Genomic DNA, 19,026 nt, shown 5'->3' on the forward strand with positions numbered 1-19,026 from the left:
TTCGTTAGAGTGCCGAACTGTGCCCGGCGGATCAAGTTTGTGGGGTGTTTTCCAGTATGCGACGGTCTTCTTTCTCGCTCATGCGGCGGAAGTAGGTCGACAGCAATGCCCCGGAAATATTGTGCCAGACGCTGAACAGCGCACTCGGCACCGCCGCCAGCGGCGAGAAATGTGCACTGGCCAATGCGGCGCCCAGCCCGGAGTTCTGCATGCCGACTTCCAGCGCCAACGACTTGCGCTGCGCCAATGGCAGCTTGAACACGCGGCCGGTGAAGTAGCCCAGCAGGTAGCCGAAGCTGTTATGCAGCATCACCACGGCCATGATCAGCAGGCCCGATTCGGCGATCTTCGCCTGGCTGGCGGCCACCACCGCGGCGACTATGATCACGATGCTCACCACCGATACCAATGGCAACACGTCCACCGCATGCCTTACGCGTTCGCCGAGCACACGCTGCGCGACTACGCCGAGCACGATCGGCAGCAGCACCACTTGCAGGATCGACCAGAACAGCTCCATGAACGATACCGGCAGCCAGGCCGAGGCCAGCAACCAGATCAGCGCCGGGGTGAGCAGCGGGGCGAGGAGGGTAGTGACGGCGGCGATGGCCACCGACAGCGCCAGGTCGCCACGGGCCAGCCAGGTCATCACGTTGGACGAGGTGCCGCTTGGGCAGCAACCGACCAGAATCACGCCGACGGCAATTTCCGGCGGCAGGTGGAAGGCCTGGCACAGCAACCACGCCACGCCCGGCATGATCACAAAGTGCGCGACCACGCCCAGGGCGACGCGCCACGGATGGCGGGCGACCTCGGCGAAGTCATCAATCTTGAGGGTCAGCCCCATGCCGAACATCACCAGGCCCAGCAGCGGCACGATGGCGGTTTTCAGGCCGATGAACCAGCCCGGTTCGAGGAACGCCAGTACCGCGAAAATCAGCACCCAGTAGGCGAAGGTATTGCCGACGAAGCGGCTCAGGGCGGCGAGTGCGCGCATGGGAGTGTCCTTGTTATTAGTGAATGACTCTGCTTGGAAACCCAATCAAATGTGGGAGCGGGCTTGCCCGCGAATGCGGTGGCTCAGTAACGGATTTAGTGACTGACACTCCGCTTTCGCGAGCAAGCCCGCTCCCACACAAGCCCGCTCCTATAGGTGGAACTTCACATGGCTTAGATGCCTTGTGGCGTCTCTTCACCGCCCAGAGCTTCAACCAGTGCCGGGATGAACTCGCCGAACGTCAGCATCATCAGGGTGAAGCTTGCGTCCAGTTGGCCCATGGCTTCGTCGCCGCCGTCCTGTTCCGCCTGGTCTTGCAGCAGGTCTTCGAACTTCAGGCGTTTGACGGTCATCTTGTCGTCAAGCATGAAGGACAGCTTGTCCTGCCAGGCCAGGGCCAGTTGGGTCACGACTTTGCCGGTGGTCAGGTGCAGCTGGATCTCTTCGCCGGTCAGGTCCTGGCGCTTGCAGCGTACGATGCCGCCGTCTTCGTGGGTGTCGCGCAGTTCGCATTCGTCGAGGACGAAGAAGTCATCGGCCGGTTTCTGGGTGGTGACCCAGTCGGTCATGATCGCGGTTGGCGCTGTTTTTACGGTCAGCGGGCGAACGGGCAGGGTGCCGATCACTTCACGCAGTGTCGACAGCAGATCTTCGGCGCGTTTCGGGCTGGCCGAGTTCACCAGGATCAGGCCCTGTTTCGGCGCGATGGCAGCGAACGTCGACGAACGACGGATAAAGGCGCGCGGCAGGAAAGCCTGGATGATTTCATCCTTGAGCTGGTCGCGTTCCTTCTTATAGACCTTGCGCATTTGCTCGGCCTCGATTTCTTCGACTTTTTCTTTCAGTGCGTCACGCACCACGCTACCCGGCAGGATACGTTCTTCCTTGCGCGCAGCGATCAGCAAGAAGTCACCGCTGACGTGAACCAGGGGAGCGTCTTCACCTTTACCGAAAGGCGCGACGAAACCGTAAGTGGTCAACTCCTGGCTGGCACACGGGCGCGCCAGTTTGGTGGCCATGGCCGCTTCCAACGCCTCGGCATCAACAGGCAGATCTTGGGTCAGGCGATAGATAAGCAGGTTCTTGAACCACATGGGGTGAGTCTCTCCTTTATACAAAGGCGGGCATTATTGTCTTGATCACGTCTGAGGCCAACCCTGCCTAAGCCATTGGAAGGCCTCAAAAAAAAGATTTAAGAAAGTGCTTGCCAGACCTTGGGTCGCTCCGTAGAATGCGCGCCACACCGAGACGAAGGGTGATTAGCTCAGCTGGGAGAGCATCTGCCTTACAAGCAGAGGGTCGGCGGTTCGATCCCGTCATCACCCACCATTCGCCTCATGTGTTACGCGCAGCGGTAGTTCAGTCGGTTAGAATACCGGCCTGTCACGCCGGGGGTCGCGGGTTCGAGTCCCGTCCGCTGCGCCATATTCGGTAACCTGGAACACTGAACGCCAGGTCACCACAGGAAGCCCGCTCATTGAGCGGGCTTTTTTGTGCCTGAAATTCCTTCCTTGCATATTTTCGTATGAACACACCTTGGATGTGGCGCGCGTTTACGTGCCGCTTCTTGCCCACGCGCACGCTCCGATAAATGAGAGCTACGCCACAAAAGGCGTCCTCGACGGTTTCTTTGCCTCTCTGAATTGCACTTTTCTGCTTACTCACGGACTAACGGCGCGTGTAGGAAGTTTCACTATCAGGGACGTGTCATGTTTTTTATACCCCATCCATTTGTTCGTGCGCTGGCCTGTTGGGTTGGGTCGTTGGTCTGTGCGGCGGATATGCGCAGGTTGCCTATGACCTGTTCAGCGCAACCCCTCTCAAGCAGCCCAGCCAATTCATTCTCGCCAGCGACCAGGGCTGTCCGGTGTTTTTGATGTCCTGGCTGAACTTCAGCGCCGAAGCTCACGCCGGGTTCGCTGCACATCTGCTACCAACCCTGTAGCCCGACGCTTCTCTCTCTGCCTCTGGCACCGCTCAGGAATGGCGCAGCTCAAAAGGAATTGAACATGAACAAGCATTTGTACCGCATCGTTTTCAACAAGGCTCGTGGCTTGTTGATGGTGGTCGCCGAGAACGTCAGCAGTGGCGCCAAAGCCGCCGGTAGCGTGGGTTGCACAACGGTTGCACCCGTCTGCGAAGTGCGGCTGACGCCTTTGCGTTTTGCCATGATGCTGGGGCTTGGTCTGATTACACTGGTGGCGGCTTCGGCTCAAGCCGCCGTGATTGCTGATCCCTCAGCGCCTGCGGGGCAGCGCCCGGGTATCGGCGCCACCGGTAGCGGTGTCACCCAAGTCAACATCACCGCACCGAGTGCGGGTGGGGTGTCACGCAATACCTATCAGCAGTTTGATGTCGATTCACGCGGCGTCATTCTCAACAACTCGGCGACCAACAGTCGTACCCAATTGGGCGGTTGGATCGAAGGCAATGCGGCGCTGAGTGGCGGTTCGGCACGGGTGATTCTCAACGAAGTGAACTCGAGCAATCCGAGTCGCCTCAACCTCAAGAGTTATCAAAGATGCTGGAGTTAAATAAAATTGATGTGCTTATTCATAATTGATTGATGAGGGCTGCATGGATAACTTCGAAGGGGCAGACGAGCAATTGCTGGCGCGTCGCAAGGCTGGTTTTTCAACATTCAAATCCGAGCGCCTGCCGGTGCTCCATGAATTCTGCACCAGCCTAGGGTTTGAACAACCTCACGAGGTCCTGAACACGCCCGGGAAATTTTTGGCCCAATTGGACAGCGGTTTTCGAAGTGCAGTGATCAGTGAGGCCAACCGTGTATGGTTCATTACCCGTATCGGTTACTACATCGGCGAGTACCTGGCGACACGGTATGACGGGTATTGGCAGGTCGATGAAGACCCGGCGTCGCCTACCTTCGCACGCTATGTGGTCGGCGGTTTCTCCTTCGACGGGGTAACCACGCCAATGGTCGACCCAATGGAGATGGCTCAGCATTACGCCGATACGCCCGCACCAAGGTCCCTGGTTCAGGAAATCGATAAGGTGTTGGTCAAGTAAACGCGATGACTCATGATCAGATCCTGAAACACGTAGCCGACGCACGTGCGCGAGCACCTGGAACTTCGGTCCACTTGATTGAGTAGCAGACTGCTCAAGTGATCCGCGCCGCCTCATTGCAATATTGAACGTAGAAAGCCCGCTCAATGAGCGGGCTTTTTTTGTCTGCGATTTTTGTAGGAGCGCGTGGCGAGCAAGCTTGCTTACCACGGAGCGGGGTGTTTAGAAGCCCCAGCGGGTGGTGCAAAACTACCCGTTCACCCACGCGGCGGCGTTTGCCGATAAAACCATCAACCTCGATCACCTGACGCCTATTGCCAAGTTCGACTCGGATCAAACCGAAGCGTTGGACTTCTACAGACACCCATCGTCCGCGTGGATACCAGTACGTTGTCCGTGACCTATACGGTTGATGGTAAAGTCAGGACCAGAATTTTTGAAAATGAACCCAATAGAATTCCAGGGGGTTGAAGAATGATTACTGAAGAAATCGAAGTCGTTAAAAAGATTTTTTCAATCATCGATGCCGGTATTGTCGAGGGTTATGACTATTTTTGTTATGACGTCACCGTGGGCGACGGCTTCATCGATACCGGCCTGGCCGTTGAGAGAGACGGCGTTGAGATCACTGATGCCAGAACTGATTTCGATGATACGGCGCTGTATATGCTTGCCAAGGAACTCAATAAAAACGCCAGGGAACGCGGTGAGTGCTGGCGTTCTTTTGTGATGTCCTATCGGCGTGGAGGCCAGGTTAAAACAAACTTCAACTATGATTGAACGTAGAAAGCCCGCTCAATGAGCGGGCTTTTTTTGTCTGCGATTTTTATTTGTGGCGAGCAAGCTCCCTCGCCACAAGGTCTGTTGGCGTTTAGAAATCCCAGCGGGTAGTGACCATGAAGTTGCGCGGCTCGCCATAGGCCGCAGAGTTATAGAAGCCGATGTTGGTGTAGTAGGACTTGTCGAAGATGTTGTTGACGTTGAGTGTCGCCGACAGGTTTTTGCTGATCTGGTATTTGCTCATCAAGTCCACCAGCCAATAGGCATCCTGGGAAAACTCTTCATAGCCGCCGCGCGGGCTGTTGTAGATGTCCTGCCAACCCACGCTCTGCCAGCGCACGCCGCCGCCGACGGTCAACTTGTCGAGGTTGCCCTTGAGTTTGTAGGTGGTGTACAGCTTGACCTGGTCTTCAGGCTCAAACGTGGAGATCTTCACGCCCTGATCGTCACGCACAATCTTGTGTGTGTAGCCTGCCTGGAGCTGCCAGCCCGGGGCGACTTCGCCGGACATCTCCACTTCATAACCCTTGGTTACCGCCTTGCTGCTCTTGTAGGCATAGTTGCTCGGTGTCGGCTTGAGGTTGTTGTACTCGTCGTCAGACAGCGCGCGATTGGACTCATGGATCTCAAAGTACGCCGCGCTGGCGTTGACCCGGCCATCGAGGAAGTCGGCCTTGATCCCCAGCTCCCAGTTCTGGCCTTCGTCCGGCTCAAGCAGCTTGTTGTCGCGGTCGCGGTTGTAGTTTTCCTGGGGCATGAAAATGTCGGTGTAGCTGGCGTACACCGCGTACGTGTCGTTCAGGTCGTAGACCGCACCAACATACGGCACGACCCGCCCGGACTCGCGATAGTTGGGGTTGTAGCCGGTGACCTGATAGTTGACCAGGCGTGCGCCGAGCAACACCTTGAGGTCGTCGGCGAGGTTCAGGCGCGTGGTCGCATAGGCGCCGGTCTGGCGCACGGTGTCGTCGATCAGCGATTGCGCCTTGCCCCAGTCCGGCATCGTCGCGTGGCCGCGCCAGTTATTGAAGTCGACGATATTGGGCGCCAGGTTCCAATAACCTTTGCCATTCCATTCCGATGCGCTGATCGAACCACCCAGCACCAACTCATGTTCACGTCCACCGAGGCTGTACGGTCCACTCACATACAGGTCGGCGGAATCGCTGACGGTCTCGCCGGTGTATTTGCCCGAGGTCAATTGCGCGGTGCCGTCCGGCTGCGGCTGGTCGCCCTGAATCGAGCCCATCAGCGCGTGGTAGCCGTTGATCTTGTGGTCCAGTTGCAGCTTGGTGATCCAGCCGTTGCCCAGGTCATGTTCCAGCATGGCGAATACCGTGCGGGTGTATTGCTCCCAACTGCTCCACTCGGCCGCGTTGTTGAACGAGCGCTTGACGCTGTTGCGATTGCCCTGGGAGTCGATCAGCGGAAAGCTGCCCGACCAGGACGAGCCCTTTGGCAGCGTGTCCTGGTAGTCACCGCCTACGGTCAACAGGGTATCGGGTGACAGGTCGAATTCCATGATGCCGTAGTACGTCGGGCTCTGGCGCGAGTAGTGGTCCATGAAGGAATGCTTGTCCTGGTACGCCGCGACGGCTCGGCCACGCACATTGCCGCTGTCGGTCAGCGGGCCGCTGACGTCCAGTTCGCTGCGATAGTTGTCCCACGAACCGGCGCCGAGGCTTGCGTGGCCCTGGAAGTCTGCAGTGGGTTTCTTGCGCACCAGATTGATGGTCGCGCCCAGTGAGCCGGCGCCGGTGAGCAGGCCGGTGGCGCCCTTGAGTACTTCGACGCGGTCGTAGATCGCCATGTCGCTCAGGGTGTTGCCCGCCGAGTACGCGACATTACGTGCGGTCGAGGGGATGCCGTCGTACTGGAAGTTGTTGATCGAGAAGCCGCGCGCATAGTAGTTGCTGCGCTCGCTGTCGAAGGCCGACACGGTGATGCCGGGAGTGTGGCGCATCACGTCGTCGACGTTGTTCAGGCCGAAGTCATCCATGTGCTGGCGGGTGACTACCGACACCGATTGCGGGGTTTCCTTGGGCGTCAGCACCAGGCGGGTCGAGGTCGCGATGGCGCCGGGGGTGTAGGAACCGGTGTCTTCGGTGACGTTGCCCAGCAGGTTGGCGCTGACCTGGGTCGGGCCCAGTTCCAGGGTGCCGTTGTCGGCGGTGGGGGCGGGCTGCAGCGCATATACCTGGCCGTCTTTAACCGCGCGATAACCACTGCCTTGCAGCAGGCGGTCGAAGCCCTCCTGGATGGCGTAGTTGCCTTGCAACCCCGGGCCGTTGAGGCCCTCCAGCGCGGGGGATTGAAACACGATGGCCACGCCGGCCTGTTGCGCAAAGCGATTGAGCGATGCACCCAGGGGGCCTGCGGGGATGTCGTAGGCGGGGGCGACGACGTTGGCCGTGTCGGCCTGCGCCGGTCTGATGTTCAGCACGGTGGCGGTGAGTATGGCCAAGGACAGGGGCGCGATTTTCAGTAGGTCAAAGCGCCCGCGTGAGTAGGAAGGGGTCTGCATGGTGAAGGCAATCCTTTACGTGTCGAATTACCTTGCTTGACGGGCAAGTCTGAGAAAACCGGAAGCTAATGCGAATAATTATTTTTTGGCGCTGTCGTCGCGGTCGACGAAGATCAGCCAATTGGTAAAGTTTCTGACCTTGATCGGTAAGGTTTGCGCGAGTAACTGCAGGGCGTGGTCGCTGTCGTCCAGGGGGATCACCGCCGATACGCGCAGGTTTTGCAGGGCGGCGCGGTCGAATTGCACATGTGCGGCATGGTGACGGGCGATCTCATCGAGCACCTCGGGCAATGGCCGGTTGTCCACGACCAATTGGTGACGGCGCCAGGCTTCATTGATGCTGGCGGGGTCGATGCGGCCGCTCAGGCGCACGCCGTCGTGGCTGAGCAGGGCCTGGGTGCCGGCATCGACTTCCAGGATCTGCTGGGTGTTCGCGCTCTGCGCCGCGACCCGCGACTGCAACATGCTCAATACGGTGACATCACCGTCACGCTTGACCACAAACCGCGTGCCCAGCGCCCGCAAGGTGCCTTGGGCGGTCTGCACGATAAACGGCCGGGCCGGGTCGTGAGCCACCTCCACCAGGATCTCGCCTTGCAGCAGCTCGATGCGGCGCTGCACGGCGTCGAAATGCAGGTTCGCCGCGCTGATCCCGTTCAGCGTCAACGTGGAACCGTCCGCCAGTTGCAGGGTTTGCCACTGACCCGGACCGTTGTGCACATCGGCCATCCATTGTTGCGGGTACGGGCTGACCAGCAGCGCCGCCGCTGGAATCGCCAGGCTGCACGCCAGCAGCAGGGCGCGTACGGCATTTTTGCGGCGATGGGCTTTCTGGTGGGCAAACGCCGCGCTTAATGCCGACCGCGCCGGCGACCTGGTGCCACGCAGGGCCTGCATCCGGGTGATGACTTCTTCCATGCGCGCGGCCGCTGCGGCGTAGTGCGGGCCCTGTTGCTTCCAGCATTCGAATGCCAGCTGCTGGGCCTCGCTCAGTTCCCCTTCGTGCAGGCGCAGCATCCATTCGGCGGCTTGCTCTTCGATCTGTTGGCGGGCGTCGGGCATGTGCGATCAAGTATCCAGGCTATGGCTGCAATGCATGAGTGCCTGGATCAGGTACTTGCGCACGGTGCGTTCCGACAACTTCAGCTGTTGGGCGATCTGTTGCTGGGTCAATTCTTCGAGGTAATAGAGTACGAACGCCTGGCGCGAGTACTCATGCATGCCTTCGAGGATAAACGCGATCTGCTCCAGGGCTTCGAGGGTGGTGTGGATCTGTTCCGGCGACTGGAACCCTTCCAGGGCGTCCACCGTCAGTGCCAACTCTTGCAGATACGCTTGTTCAATCTGCCTGCGTCGCGCCTGATCGATTACCAGGCGTCGCGCCGTGGTACTCAGGTACGCCCGTGGTTCGCGGATGTGCGCCACGGATTCGCGTGCATTGAGGATGCGCGCAAAGGTGTCTTGCGCCAGGTCCGCCGCGTTCTGGCGACAGCCCAATTTGCGCCGCAGCCACGTCAGCAGCCAGCCGTGATGCTCGCTGTAGAGCGCGGTAATTTCCCGCTGGAAGGGCGGTTCACCCACAGACATAGGCGTGGCTCGAGCGTTATTGAGAATGGTTTTTAATTGTGAGGCCAAGTGTCAGGTAAACGCAATAGAGTCGCGTTTGGGCCCCGCAAGCCCGTATTTACGGGGTTTGCGCCGTCTACAGAAAAATATTTCAAATAAATTGCATTTAAATCAAGACATTGCGGATTTTTGATGTATGATGCCGCCCACACCGAAACGAAGGGTGATTAGCTCAGCTGGGAGAGCATCTGCCTTACAAGCAGAGGGTCGGCGGTTCGATCCCGTCATCACCCACCATTCGCTTCAAGTGTTACGCGCAGCGGTAGTTCAGTCGGTTAGAATACCGGCCTGTCACGCCGGGGGTCGCGGGTTCGAGTCCCGTCCGCTGCGCCATATTCGGTAACCTGGAACACTGAACGCCAGGTCACCACTAGAAAGCCCGCTCATTGAGCGGGCTTTTTTTCGTCTGCGATTTTCCTCTTGGCGCCTTGCCGTTGTGCACTGCACGTTCACCTTGAACTGTGCCGGTGCGCCATGACGTGGGGGAATACCCCCATGCACATTGGTCGATTGCGCCCCTGGCCGCTTAAACGGTTATCTATAGCCACGCGAAGACTTCCAGGCGAGCTGCCGGCAGCAGGATGCTGCGGTGCCCGCCCTCTAACAATGGCCTTTCAAGGCGATAAAAATAGTCTGCAAGGGGAATGGCTCTACATGAAATATCCATTGCGTCCGTTGGTGTTCTGGCCAACTTTCCTGATCCTGCTGGCGGCGGTGATCGCCAGCTACGTGGACCTGAATGCATTCCTTGCGCTGAGCAAGCAGCTCAACAACCTGATCCTCAAGAACTTCTCCTGGCTGTTCAGCGCTGGCTCGTTTGCCATGGTGGTGCTGACCGCTATCGTGTATTTCTCCGCATTGGGCAAGGTGCGCATCGGCGGTGAGGACGCCCGGCCGTTGCTGAGCAAATGGCGCTGGTTCATGGTGGCGCTGTGCACCACGCTGGCCGTCGGCGTGCTGTTCTGGACCACCGCCGAACCGCTCTACCACCTGTACGGCCCGCCCACCAGCCTGCCGATTGAAGCGGGCAGCGCGGCGGCGAAAAGCTTTGCGATGTCGACGATGTTCCTGCACTGGACCATCACCCCATACGCCATCTACCTGGTGCCGTCCCTGGTATTTGCGCTGGTGTTCTACAACCGCCGCAGTAACTTCTCGATTGGCGCGATGCTCGAACCCTTGCTGGGCGCGGCGCGGGTCAAGCGCTACGCCGGGCTGATCGATACCTTGGCGATGTTCGCCCTGGTCGCCGGCATGGCCTCGTCCCTGGGCACGGGCGCACTGACCCTGGCCGGTGGCCTGAGCCAATACATCGGCGGCGAAACTACGCCGTTCCGTTTAGCGGTCATCATCGCGATCATCGTCATCACCTTTGTCGCCTCGGCGGCCAGCGGCCTGCAGCGCGGCATTGTGATGCTGTCGTCGTTCAACACCTGGATCATGCTCGCCCTCGGCCTGTTCGTGCTGTTGTGCGGGCCGACCCTGTACATGTTCAGCCTCGGCGTCGAATCCCTCGGCGTGTACCTCGACACCTTCTTCAGCCGCAGCCTGTCCACCGGCGCCGCGAGCGGCGACACCTGGCCGCAGAGTTGGACGGTGTTCTACTGGTCGGTGTGGTTTGCCTGGGCGCCGGTCAGCGCGCTGTTCCTCGGCAAGATCGGTCGGGGCTACACCGTGCGCGAATTCATCCATATCAACATGCTCTACCCGGCGTTGTTCACGGCGGTGTGGATCTGCATCTTCTCCGGCGCCAGCCTGTATTTCGACGCGCTCGGTGACGGCAGCCTCAACCGCGTATTGAACGAACAGGGCGTGGAGCACGTGCTGTACCAGATGTTCCAGCACCTGCCGGCCAGCGGCTTGATGATCGCGTTCCTGCTGTTCGTGGCGTTCATCTCGTTTGTCACCGCGGCGGACTCCAGCACCGACGTGATCGCCAACCTGTGCAGCAAAGGTGTGACTGCCGACTCCGACCTCGACGGCAACCCGATGTTGAAGATCGTGTGGGGCGTGATCATCGGCACAGTGTCGTGGGTGATGGTGTCGTTCATCGGCATCGACGGGGTGAAGATGCTGTCCAACCTCGGTGGTTTGCCGGGGATGATCCTGGTGCTGCTGGCCAGTACCTCACTGATTTTCTGGCTGAAGAACCCGGCGTTGCTCGAGGTGAAACGCTTGCGACCGACCGCTGAGCCCGAGCTGCGTGGTACCAGCGCCGTCACCGAATTTGCCCGCTAGACCCTCAAACCTGTGTGTCTGCCCACGCGCTCCACGACGAGCGCGGGGGCGTCGTTTGTTCGCAATAAAAGTTTGGAGTTACCGATGGAAACCGTTACCGAATTTGCCTACAAGGTCCGTGAAATCGAGCACTGCCTGATCCCGCTGAAGGACGGTACCCAGCTGGCCGCGCGCATCTGGCTGCCGGAAGTCGCCGGCCTGCAAACCTTCCCCGCCATCCTCGAATACCTGCCGTACCGCAAACGCGACGGTACGGCCGTGCGCGATGCGCTGACTCACCCGTGGATGGCCGGGCAGGGCTACGTGTGTGTGCGTGTCGACATGCGCGGCAACGGCGAATCCGAAGGCTTGATGGCCGACGAATACCTGTTGCAGGAACAGGACGACGCCCTCGAAGTGATCGACTGGCTGTGCCAGCAGCCGTGGTGCGACGGCAACGTCGGCATGATGGGCATCTCCTGGGGCGGCTTCAACGGCCTGCAAGTCGCGGCGCGCCAACCCGAGGCGCTGAAGGCGATCATCACCCTGTGCTCCACCGACGACCGCTTCGCCGATGACATCCACTACAAGGGCGGCAACCTGCTGCTGGAGAACTTTGGCTGGGCCGCGACCATGCTCAATTTCAGCGCTGCCGTGCCCGACCCGCTACTGGTTGGCGACGCCTGGAAAACCCTTTGGCAGCAACGCCTGGACAGCATGCCGCTGCTCGCCGAAACCTGGTTGCAACACCAGACCCGCGACGATTACTGGCGCCACGGCTCGGTGTGCGAGGACTATTCACAGATCAAGGCGGCGGTGTATGCGGTGGGCGGCTGGGGTGATGCCTACCGCAATACCGTGTCGCGGCTGATGCAGCATCTTCCGGGGCCGAAGAAGGCAATGATCGGCCCGTGGATTCACAAATATCCACACTTCGCCGTGCCGAATCCGGCCATCGGCTTTCTGCAAGAAGCCAAGCGCTGGTGGGATCACTGGTTGAAAGGCATCGATAACGGGGTGATGGATGATGCAGCCTGCACATTCTTCCTACAGGATGTGCTGCCGCCCAAGGGCAGTTACGCCGAGCGGCCGGGGATCTGGGTGCAGACGGCGGGGTGGCCGGCCCCCCAGGTGCAGTGGACTGATTTCAGCCTCGGCGAGCACGGCCTGATCCCTGGCCGACAACCGTTGGCCACGCCGCGCAGTATCTGCTCGCCGCTGACCACCGGCCTGCACCAGGGCGAGTACTGCGCCATCTGGTTCGGCCCCGACGGCCCGACTGACCAGCGCCGCGACGACGCTCATTCGCTGTGCTTCGACTCGCCGGTGCTGACCGAACCGCTGGCGCTATTGGGCGATGCGCGTCTCACGCTGCGCCTGGCCAGCGACACGGCTTGCGGCCAATTGGTGGCGCGGCTGAATGCGATTGCGCCGGATGGCCAGGTCACACAGATCAGCTATGGCGTACTCAATCTCACGCTTCGTGAGGACTTTTCCCGTGTTACCCCTGTAGTCCCTGGCGCACCGATGGACGTGCACCTGAGCCTGGACCACATCGGCATGCGCTTGCCCGCTGGCTATCGTCTGCGCCTGGCCTTGAGCACCGCGAGTTTCCCGTTGCTGTGGCCGAGCCGTGAGCTGACCACCCTGACCTTGCTGCCCGCCCTGCAAAGCCTGCAACTGCCGGTGTTCAGCGGCGCGGCGGTGGACTGCCCGTTCGAAGCGCCGCAGGCCGCCACTCCGGTTGCCCTGCAAGTGCTGCGCGCCGCGGCGCCGAAACGCACCTTGATCGAAGACGTGGGCAGTGGCGAAGTCTGCGTGAAGATCGAGGACGACCTCGGCTCGGTGCGGTTTACCGACCACGGCCTGGCGGTGGACCAACGTTGCACCGAGCAATACCGCACCTCTGCCTGGGACCCGTTGTCGACCCGTGCCGACATCCAGTGGCACTACCGCGTCGGTCGCGACGAATGGGAGGTGGAGGTGGAAAGCCGTCTGAGCGTGCACGCCGATGCCGAGTGGTTCTATATCGAAGCGGAGCAGACTGCCTGGGAGAACGGCCAGCTGGAGCACCGCCGCCAATGGAGCAAGCGCGTGGCCAGGGTCGCGCTGTAAGCGGGCAACTGGCAGGATGCCTGCCAACGAATGCCAGTCGTCGGTAAAGGGCGAACGCACTACCTGTGGTGAGGGAGCTGGCTCCCTCGCCACAGGTGACGTTTTACGCTTTCGGGTGCTTGACTGGCTGGCATCAAGGGCACCCGAGTCTGTCTCTGCTATTGGAACCTGTCATGTCGCGCCGAAACGTCGATCTTCCCCCGCTCAATTGCTTGCAGACTTTCGAAGCGGCGGCCCGCCATTTGAGTTTTACCCAGGCCGCCCATGAATTGAACCTGACCCAGAGCGCGGTCAGCCGCCAGGTCAAGCGCCTGGAAGAAGACCTCGCCCGCCCGCTGTTCTATCGACTGGCCCAGGGGCTGAGCCTGACACCCGCCGGGGTGCGTTACTTCCGCACGATCCAGCGCCTGTTGCGCGAACTCGATCGTGAGTCCGCCGAACTGCGCCGACGCGGCGCCGACCGCCAGTTGACCCTGGCCAGCACGCCGACCATCAGCTCGATCTGGCTGGCCGGCTTGTTGCCGCAATTCCAGCGTGAACACCCGGACCTGGACATCCGCATCCTGTGCAGTGAAAGCCCCGGCCACCTGGATGTCAGCGAATATGACCTGGGCCTGTTCTATCACCTCGACGAACTGCCGGCGCCCCATGGCCTGGAGCTGTCGCCGGTGTTCGACACCGAGCAGGTCATCACTGTGTGCAGCCCTGCCTATATAGAGCGTCACGGTCCGATTCGCGATGTGGAGCACTTGCTCCACGCCCACACCTTATTGATCGTCGAGGACCACTACCACGACTGGCTGACCTGGACCGATTGGTTTGCCGATGTCGGCGCCCACTACCACACCCCGCGGCATGCGCTGCGCACCAACAGCTATCAGCTGTTGATGCAGTCGGCGGTCATGGGCCATGGCGTGACCCTTGGCTGGAAGAGTCTGCTGCAAGGTGAACTCGACGCCGGTCGCCTGCAAATGGCCTTGCCCCACACCATGCACAGCCGGGGGCGCCTGCACCTGATGCAACCCCATCACCGCAACCCGCCATCGGCGGCGCGCAGTTTTCGCCAATGGCTGCTGGCCCATGCCAGCCATGTGAACAAGCCTCTCTGAGCCACCATGAACCTGACTTTTCTGACCTTCCCCGCGCTGTACAGCGCGACCATCCTGATGCTCACCGGCAACGGCTTGTTTTTCAGTTTTATCGGCCTGCGCTTGAGTAGCCAGGGCATCAACGAAGTGTGGATCGGTGCGCTGACGGCGGCGTACTACGGGGGGATGGTCTGCGGCGCCAAGTTCGGCCACCGCATGATCGCCGGCGTCGGGCACGTGCGCTCGTATGTGGCCTGTGCCGGAGTCGCCACCATCATCGTGCTGCTGCACGTGTTGTTCGAGCAGTTGGCGTTCTGGCTGGCGCTGCGATTTGTGATGGGCCTGGTGATGATGAACCAGTACATGGTCATCGAAAGCTGGCTCAACGAGCAGGCGGAAAACAACCGGCGCGGCGCGGTGTTCGCCGGTTACATGGTTGCGGTGTCCCTGGGCTTGATGCTGGGGCAGGGCGTGCTGATCTGGCGTCCGGAGCTGGATTTCAAACCGCTGATTATCGTCGCGATCTGCTTTGCCGCCTGCCTGCTGCCGGTGACCATGACCAAGCGCCTGCACCCGGCGAAGCTGGTAGCGGCACCGCTGGAAGTGGGTTTTTTCTGGCAACGGGTGCCCCAGGCGCTGACCACGGTGTTTGTCACCGGCCTGATGATCGGCGCGTTCTACGCCCTGGCCCCGGTGTTTGCCACACGCAACGGCTTGAGCACGGGCGAGGCAAGTACGTTTGTCGCGGTGTCGATTTTTGCCGGGCTGTGCGGCCAGTGGCCCATCGGCTGGCTGTCGGACCGCATTGACCGCTCGCGCTTGATTCGCGCCTGCGCGTTAGCGTTGGGGCTGTTGGTGATCCCGCTGTGGGGGCTGGTACAACTGCCTTACGCGTTGTTGTTGCTGTTCGGTTTTCTCAGCGGCTTGCTGCTGTTCACCCTCTACCCGTTGGCGGTGGCGCTGGCCAATGACAACGTCGAGCAGCCGCGACGTGTACCGTTGAGCGCGATGATGCTCGCCACCCACGGCATTGGTGCCAGCCTGGGGCCGATACTCAGCGGCGCGTTGATGAACAGCTACGGCCACGGCGCGTTCTACATGCTGTTTTCCGCCTGTGCGCTGCTGCTGATCTGGCGCGTGCAGCCCAAGCAGGTCACCGGCGAATACCTGGTCGACGGCGCACCGTTGCACCACGTCGCCATGCCCGAACACCCAATGGGCGCGGTACTTGATCCGCGTGTCGACGAAATCCCCGAGGCGCTGGTGATCAACGACCCGCCGCCCGACATCAAGGTGTGACGGCTATTCGGCTTTTTTCTTGCGCGGCCGGCGCGTGGCCAAATGCTCGAAACAAAACGACGCGGTGCCGAACACGGCGATCAGGGTCAGTACGAGCATGCCGAGGGTTGAGCTTTCCACGGTGAATTCCTACGTGATGGGGTAGGTGTTCACCGTAGTGGCGGGGCGAAAGAGCCTCAATAGACCCGACGTTTTCCTTACGGCGTCGGGCCCATTGTTACGCACTCTTTACGGGGCGTTACGGCTGTGACGGTAGTCGCTGACCGCTTCGTACACCGCTTTGCGCAAGCGGTTGATGCCGCCGATGGGGCGGTGTTCGGCGACGCCGAACCATGGGTTGAATGACTGGTTGTCGCACGCCAGGTTCAATGCCGGGGTGTCGAAGTCCTGCGCCGGGATCGTCACTTTCGCCACGGTTTCGTAAGGCGCATCGCTTTCCTTCCACTCGATGCTGGTGTCTTCGATCGGCATGAATTTCTGCGGGTTCTGCCGCTGGATCTGCAACACGAAACACGCCGCTACGCGGTCGGTCGACAACTGCTGGTTCAACGCACTGCGCAGGAAGTTCGGCAGGTCCTGGTTCTGCTTCGGCAACTGGTATTGGGGGCAGCTTTGCGGGTCGGGCGCGACACGGAATTTGGCGTTGGCCGCGCCGAACTTGTAGGGCGATACGGAAAAGTATGTGGTCTGCGTCGGGCTCGCCGGTGCGGGGGCCAGGGTTGCCAGGGCGATAAACAGATGGCGTACCTGCCAGCTGCGCGGGTCGGCCTTGGGGAAGAACGCCAGCACCTTTTTGCCGTCAGCCTGGGCGCCGATGTTCTGTGCGTACTCGGCCACATCGCTGACGAAAAAGTTCGGGTGACTGAACATCACGAAGTCCTGCTCGGTGCGGCTTTGCTGGTCGGCCAACAGCTGCTTGCCCGGTACATCCAGCAGCTTGATCGCCATGCCGCGTGCATCGCGGATGCTGTCGAACTGCGGGTACGCGTTGCCGTTGGACAGCCGCATCATCGCCTGCCAGGTCTTGCCCGGTTGGGCAAACACGCCCTGGCGCAACGCCGGGTCGAGGTCGGCGAGTACACTGACTTCGGCCTTCACGCAACCATGGGCCTTGGCATGGGCGTCACGCAGGTAGCGCGTGCCTTCGCGGTGCTGGTCAACGATGCGCACCGCAGTCTGGATAATGCCTTGGGTCATGGCGGCTTCACCCGCCGGGATCTGCTCCTCCGGTGACACCGGGCCGCTGTGTTGCCAGGCGAACCAGGCGCTGGAGGCCAGCCATCCCAGCAGGCCAAGGCCCACCAGCCACAGTAGGGTCTTGCCGAGAAACGCGCCGATGCGTAGCCAGAGGCGGGCGAGCAGGGAGGGTTGGTCGTATCGAGAACGGATAATCATGGCAGTTGTTGCTCCAGCGGGCCGCCCAGCACTTTGAGGTATTCCAGCAGCGCCCAGCGTTCCTGCGGCAGCAAGCCGCGGCCAATGACGCCATTGCCACGCTGGCCTGCACGGAATTCGTGGCCGCTGTTGTGGTTGCCGGTGATTTTGGTATCGAACAGGAACGCGTTCTTGAACGCGGCGGTTTCGAAGCCCAGGTGACGCGGGTCGTAGGCGAAGGTGCCTTTATAGAAGGTGGTGCTGCGTTCGTCCTGGGGCGAGAGCAACTGGTAGATCGTCGGCACCGAGCCGTTGTGCAGGAACGGTGGCGTGGCCCACACACCGGCCAGTGGTCGCGCCTTGTAGGCGCGCAACTCACGCACGCCGATGGGCAGGCCGTAGCCGTCCAGGCGCGGACGCTCGGCCGGGGTCACGCCGGCGGCGCGGTAGGCGTGCTCTTCGACGAATGCGGTGACGTAGGCCAGGCCCTTGGCCACGGACATCTTCTTCAGGTCCAGGGGTTCGGTCGGCGTGGGGTGCAGTTGCACATTCAGTTGGGCCAGCTCGGCCGGGTCCCATTGCAGGGCGCTGAGGTCGTAGCGTTGGTCGGCGATGTTATTGGCGGTGCCAGGGTCGGTGCCGATGTAGTCCACCGGCAGCATTTTCAGCTGTTGCACCGGGCGGCCGTTTTCCTGGGTGACGCTGGGTACGTGGCAGCCGGCGCAGTTTTCGGCGAACAGCGCGCGGCCTCTGGCGGCGAGGGGTTTGTCCACGGCACCGAACAGGTCCTCGGGCCAGGTCGGTGGCTTGAGGCGTTGCAGGGTTTCTTCGATCCTGTTGAGGTCGCGCACGCGCACGCTGGAGGGGTAACGCGCAGCGCCTTGCAGGGGTTGGCCGGCGTTGTCGAAGAAGGTCAGGGTGGCGCCGACGCCGAGGGCTTCGCCGATGTTGCGTGCCATGGGCTGCTGGGCCGAGCCGTTCCATTGCACCCAGTCGAAAGTCCAGATGTCCCACAGCTGCGGGTAGTCCACTGGTGCATTGGCGATGCGATAGTTCTCTGGGGAAATCGCGTCGCCGAAGCTGGCATTGGCGATACGGCCAAATGCGTCGGTACGGCCGGGGCCTTCTTCGGTGGGGTAGAGGCCGCGATGGGTGTCATTCCAGGCGACTTTGAGGAAGGTGTTCAGCGACTGTTTGAAGTCCTGGCGCAGTTGGCTGTGTTCGGCGTCGTAGCGATCCCCTAGTACCTGGCGGGCAAAGCGTTCGAACTTCCACGGGTTGTAGTAGGTGGCGGCAAGGCTGGCGACAAGGGCCTGGCCAAAGCTGCCGCCGCGCAGGGTCGGTACGCTGGAAGGCAGCACATGCTGGGCCGAGCCGCCGTCGATGCGCAGGGCCTGGCCTTTGAAATGCAGCTCGCCGGTGTGGCAGGCGGCGCAGGTGATGTCCAGGTATTCGGCGGTGCTGTCGGCGTTCTTGTGCCGGGCGAAACCCACGGGCAGGTTGCCGGGGTTTTGAGCGCTGGGCACTTGCTTGGGGTCGACCAGGAAACCGAAGCGCGCCAGGTATTCCGGCGTGGCGAAGCGCTGCTCGGAGAACGGCAGTTCCAGGGCGGTGAACCAGTCGTAGTGCAGGCCTTTTACCTGGGTGCCCTGGGGCGTGAAGTAATAGGTCTGGCGGTCGGCGGCACTCCATTGGTCCCCGTAGTGCACCTGCTGCACGGGCACGTAGTCCGGCAGCTTGGGATTGACGACGTAATAGAGCACCACGGCCAGGATCAGCCCCAGAGCCGCGAGGATCAGGAGTAAAACGCGGGAAAAAATGCGCAAGATAACTATCCTTGTCGAGTGGTAGCGCTGTTATGCCACTACGCCACAGGTGCGGCAAGTGGCCATGAGCCTCGTTTGAGGTGGTCCCGCGATCCATCGCGGGCCTCCATCATGAATGAAAATGCTTTTAAACACGTGAACTTATCAGAA

General features: G+C 61.0%; 13 protein-coding genes, 4 tRNA genes and 1 pseudogene. 11 read left to right on the plus strand and 7 right to left on the minus strand.

Features of this window, described 5'->3' with window-relative positions; all coding sequences use genetic code 11:
* Nucleotides 1-31: 31 nt before the first annotated feature.
* Together PSH81_RS09040 and rdgC are read right to left on the minus strand one after the other, a co-directional pair.
* Entirely contained in the window at nt 32-997 is a 966-nt protein-coding gene (locus PSH81_RS09040; RefSeq protein WP_192298868.1) for a bile acid:sodium symporter family protein, read from the minus strand.
* A 173-nt stretch (nt 998-1,170) separates the two neighbouring features.
* Complete coding sequence (rdgC, locus tag PSH81_RS09045) at nt 1,171-2,091, minus strand: recombination-associated protein RdgC (RefSeq protein ID WP_305392350.1); 921 nt, start codon at nt 2,089-2,091, stop codon at nt 1,171-1,173.
* 159 nt (nt 2,092-2,250) lie between these two features.
* Here rdgC and PSH81_RS09050 point away from each other — a divergent pair.
* From PSH81_RS09050 to PSH81_RS09070, 5 genes and pseudogenes are all read left to right on the plus strand, one after another.
* Nucleotides 2,251-2,326, plus strand: a tRNA-Val gene (locus tag PSH81_RS09050).
* Between the two features lie 19 nt (nt 2,327-2,345).
* Nucleotides 2,346-2,422, plus strand: a tRNA-Asp gene (locus tag PSH81_RS09055).
* Nucleotides 2,423-3,006: 584 nt separating this feature from the next.
* Nucleotides 3,007-3,498: pseudogene (locus PSH81_RS09060) on the plus strand (ESPR-type extended signal peptide-containing protein); the annotation flags it as partial.
* 76 nt (nt 3,499-3,574) lie between these two features.
* Nucleotides 3,575-4,027: a hypothetical protein gene (locus PSH81_RS09065; protein ID WP_226455481.1), complete on the plus strand. Its 453-nt coding sequence runs from the start codon at nt 3,575-3,577 to the stop codon at nt 4,025-4,027.
* 474 nt (nt 4,028-4,501) lie between these two features.
* Nucleotides 4,502-4,807, plus strand: coding sequence for a hypothetical protein (locus tag PSH81_RS09070; RefSeq protein ID WP_305392351.1), 306 nt, complete (start codon nt 4,502-4,504; stop codon nt 4,805-4,807).
* Between the two features lie 91 nt (nt 4,808-4,898).
* Here the strand turns inward: PSH81_RS09070 and PSH81_RS09075 are convergent, their stop codons facing one another.
* The 3 genes from PSH81_RS09075 to PSH81_RS09085 form a co-directional block, all read right to left on the minus strand.
* A complete protein-coding gene (locus PSH81_RS09075; RefSeq protein ID WP_305392352.1) occupies nt 4,899-7,331 on the minus strand; it encodes a TonB-dependent siderophore receptor in 2,433 nt (810 codons plus the stop codon).
* 78 nt (nt 7,332-7,409) lie between these two features.
* Nucleotides 7,410-8,393 carry a FecR family protein gene (locus PSH81_RS09080; protein WP_226455483.1) on the minus strand — a complete coding sequence of 328 codons (984 nt, stop codon included), beginning with the start codon at nt 8,391-8,393 and terminating at the stop codon, nt 7,410-7,412.
* Between the two features lie 6 nt (nt 8,394-8,399).
* Nucleotides 8,400-8,918, minus strand: coding sequence for a sigma-70 family RNA polymerase sigma factor (locus PSH81_RS09085; protein WP_226455484.1), 519 nt, complete (start codon nt 8,916-8,918; stop codon nt 8,400-8,402).
* A gap of 200 nt (nt 8,919-9,118) precedes the next feature.
* Here PSH81_RS09085 and PSH81_RS09090 point away from each other — a divergent pair.
* The 6 genes from PSH81_RS09090 to PSH81_RS09115 all read left to right on the plus strand — a co-directional run bounded on the left by PSH81_RS09090 (nt 9,119) and on the right by PSH81_RS09115 (nt 15,676).
* Nucleotides 9,119-9,194 (plus strand) — tRNA-Val (locus PSH81_RS09090).
* Between the two features lie 19 nt (nt 9,195-9,213).
* Nucleotides 9,214-9,290, plus strand: a tRNA-Asp gene (locus PSH81_RS09095).
* A gap of 321 nt (nt 9,291-9,611) precedes the next feature.
* The gene (locus PSH81_RS09100; protein ID WP_305392353.1) at nt 9,612-11,195 is read left to right on the plus strand and encodes a BCCT family transporter; all 1,584 of its coding nucleotides are present in this window, start codon (nt 9,612-9,614) and stop codon (nt 11,193-11,195) included.
* Between the two features lie 84 nt (nt 11,196-11,279).
* Nucleotides 11,280-13,289 carry a CocE/NonD family hydrolase gene (locus PSH81_RS09105; protein WP_226455486.1) on the plus strand — a complete coding sequence of 670 codons (2,010 nt, stop codon included), beginning with the start codon at nt 11,280-11,282 and terminating at the stop codon, nt 13,287-13,289.
* A gap of 173 nt (nt 13,290-13,462) precedes the next feature.
* Nucleotides 13,463-14,398, plus strand: coding sequence for a LysR substrate-binding domain-containing protein (locus PSH81_RS09110; protein ID WP_305392354.1), 936 nt, complete (start codon nt 13,463-13,465; stop codon nt 14,396-14,398).
* 6 nt (nt 14,399-14,404) lie between these two features.
* Nucleotides 14,405-15,676 carry an MFS transporter gene (locus PSH81_RS09115; RefSeq protein WP_226455488.1) on the plus strand — a complete coding sequence of 424 codons (1,272 nt, stop codon included), beginning with the start codon at nt 14,405-14,407 and terminating at the stop codon, nt 15,674-15,676.
* 228 nt (nt 15,677-15,904) lie between these two features.
* Here the strand turns inward: PSH81_RS09115 and PSH81_RS09120 are convergent, their stop codons facing one another.
* Complete coding sequence (locus tag PSH81_RS09120) at nt 15,905-17,071, minus strand: catalase family protein (protein ID WP_226455489.1); 1,167 nt, start codon at nt 17,069-17,071, stop codon at nt 15,905-15,907.
* A complete protein-coding gene (locus PSH81_RS09125; RefSeq protein ID WP_226455490.1) occupies nt 17,068-18,876 on the minus strand; it encodes a di-heme-cytochrome C peroxidase in 1,809 nt (602 codons plus the stop codon). Before PSH81_RS09125 ends, PSH81_RS09120 begins: the two co-directional genes overlap by 4 nt.
* Nucleotides 18,877-19,026: the final 150 nt, after the last annotated feature.

Source organism: Pseudomonas sp. FP2335 (genome assembly GCF_030687535.1).
Classification (GTDB): domain Bacteria; phylum Pseudomonadota; class Gammaproteobacteria; order Pseudomonadales; family Pseudomonadaceae; genus Aquipseudomonas.

Excerpts from the sequence above, each read along its gene's own strand:
- PSH81_RS09040 (WP_192298868.1), bottom strand. The coding sequence starts at position 997 with ATGCGCGCACTCGCCGCCCTGAGCCGCTTCGTCGGCAATACCTTCGCC.
- rdgC (WP_305392350.1), bottom strand. The coding sequence starts at position 2,091 with ATGTGGTTCAAGAACCTGCTTATCTATCGCCTGACCCAAGATCTGCCT.
- PSH81_RS09065 (WP_226455481.1), top strand. The coding sequence starts at position 3,575 with ATGGATAACTTCGAAGGGGCAGACGAGCAATTGCTGGCGCGTCGCAAG.
- PSH81_RS09070 (WP_305392351.1), top strand. The coding sequence starts at position 4,502 with ATGATTACTGAAGAAATCGAAGTCGTTAAAAAGATTTTTTCAATCATC.
- PSH81_RS09075 (WP_305392352.1), bottom strand. The coding sequence starts at position 7,331 with ATGCAGACCCCTTCCTACTCACGCGGGCGCTTTGACCTACTGAAAATC.
- PSH81_RS09080 (WP_226455483.1), bottom strand. The coding sequence starts at position 8,393 with ATGCCCGACGCCCGCCAACAGATCGAAGAGCAAGCCGCCGAATGGATG.
- PSH81_RS09085 (WP_226455484.1), bottom strand. The coding sequence starts at position 8,918 with ATGTCTGTGGGTGAACCGCCCTTCCAGCGGGAAATTACCGCGCTCTAC.
- PSH81_RS09100 (WP_305392353.1), top strand. The coding sequence starts at position 9,612 with ATGAAATATCCATTGCGTCCGTTGGTGTTCTGGCCAACTTTCCTGATC.
- PSH81_RS09105 (WP_226455486.1), top strand. The coding sequence starts at position 11,280 with ATGGAAACCGTTACCGAATTTGCCTACAAGGTCCGTGAAATCGAGCAC.
- PSH81_RS09110 (WP_305392354.1), top strand. The coding sequence starts at position 13,463 with ATGTCGCGCCGAAACGTCGATCTTCCCCCGCTCAATTGCTTGCAGACT.
- PSH81_RS09115 (WP_226455488.1), top strand. The coding sequence starts at position 14,405 with ATGAACCTGACTTTTCTGACCTTCCCCGCGCTGTACAGCGCGACCATC.
- PSH81_RS09120 (WP_226455489.1), bottom strand. The coding sequence starts at position 17,071 with ATGATTATCCGTTCTCGATACGACCAACCCTCCCTGCTCGCCCGCCTC.